This window comes from Xenorhabdus sp. PB61.4 (genome assembly GCF_963894935.1).
GTDB classification, from domain to species: domain Bacteria; phylum Pseudomonadota; class Gammaproteobacteria; order Enterobacterales; family Enterobacteriaceae; genus Xenorhabdus; species Xenorhabdus stockiae.
Map to the genome: position 1 here is coordinate 1 of NZ_CAWQJR010000129.1, position 1,367 is coordinate 1,367.

Annotated in this window: 1 protein-coding gene; it reads right to left on the bottom strand. The window is 37.3% G+C overall.

What is annotated here, in order from left to right; all coding sequences use genetic code 11:
* Nucleotides 1–184 precede the first annotated feature (184 nt).
* Entirely contained in the window at nucleotides 185–1,114 is a 930-nt protein-coding gene (gene metA, locus AACX68_RS07320; RefSeq protein ID WP_228860863.1) for a homoserine O-acetyltransferase MetA, read from the bottom strand.
* Nucleotides 1,115–1,367 lie beyond the last annotated feature (253 nt).

Genomic DNA, 1,367 nt, shown 5'->3' on the forward strand with positions numbered 1-1,367 from the left:
TATAGAAATAGGCATGTATAAACTGGGAATTAATTTCCAAAATAGAAAAACAAAAACTGTTAAGTTTTTGTTATATATAGAGAATAGAAAAAACAGATAATTTATAGAAAATAAACAAAAAATTAAAAAATGAGAAATGACTCGCTTCAGTTAATTCTCATTTTTAAAGATGTTTATAAGGAGTTCAATCTAAGGAAGGGTTCATGTAGGTCAAATCGTATGGAGTGATCTGATATACATAATAATTGAGCCAATTTGAAAATAGCAAATGCCCATGGCTACGCCATGTAGCAACTGGTTTATTTTCTGGATTATTATCCGGGAAGTAGTTGACGGGTAATACAGGTTCTAAACCAGCCGTCCGATCACGCTGATATTCAGCAGCTAGTGTGCCAACATCATATTCTGGATGCCCAGTTACGAATACCAGTCTTTTATCCTTACTGGCAAGTAAATAGGTACCGGCTTCTTCTGAACTAGCCAAAATATCCAGATCCGTATATTGGCGAATAGCTGACTCAGGAAAATCAGCAAAGCGTGAATGCGGCGCCCAAAATGTTTCATCAAATCCTCTGGTCAATAATGCCAATGGTTCCAGAATAGTATGAGAGTAAACACCTGATAGTTTCGTTTTTCTCGTATATTTAGGCAGGTTATAAAGAATATTTAAAGCTGCCTGAACAGCCCAACAGACAAAAAGTGTTGAAGTAACGTGCTCTCTGGCCCAATTGATAACGGTTTCAATTTCCTCCCAATACGTAACATCCTCAAATTTTACTAATCCCAAAGGGGCGCCGGTTACGATTAATCCATCAAAATTCTGATCTTTTATTGATTCAAAGTCGCAATAAAAATTATCCAAATGCTCCACTGGTGTGTTTCTACATCGACGACTGTCAATACGGAGTAATTGAATATCAATCTGTAACGGTGAATTAGAGAGTAGCCTGATAAACTGATTTTCCGTTTCTATCTTCTTTGGCATTAGATTTAGTAACAATACCTTCATGGGACGGATGTCCTGAACATTGGCTCTCGTCGATGTCATAACAAAAATATTTTCGTTGCGAAGAAAATTAACTGCTGGCAGTTCATCAGGTACACGAATTGGCATTGTTTAAAACCTCAATCATTCCACATAGTTTAGCCTTCTAGACAGCCAAAATTTAACCTTAAAATGGGAGGAATGTCGAGTTTTTGTACGCAAATTGAAATTATTTCATTCTATGAAATAAAAAATAGAGATAAAAACGAACGCAAAAAAGCCATCCGGTTAAGGATGGCTTCTCTGTCAAAGTGATGTCTGGCAGTGTCCTACTCTCACATGGGGAGACCCCACACTACCATCGGCGCTACGGCGTTTCACT

Bases quoted from the DNA above. Each gene is read 5' to 3' on its own strand.
- metA (WP_228860863.1), bottom strand. From the start codon at position 1,114: ATGCCAATTCGTGTACCTGATGAACTGCCAGCAGTTAATTTTCTTCGC.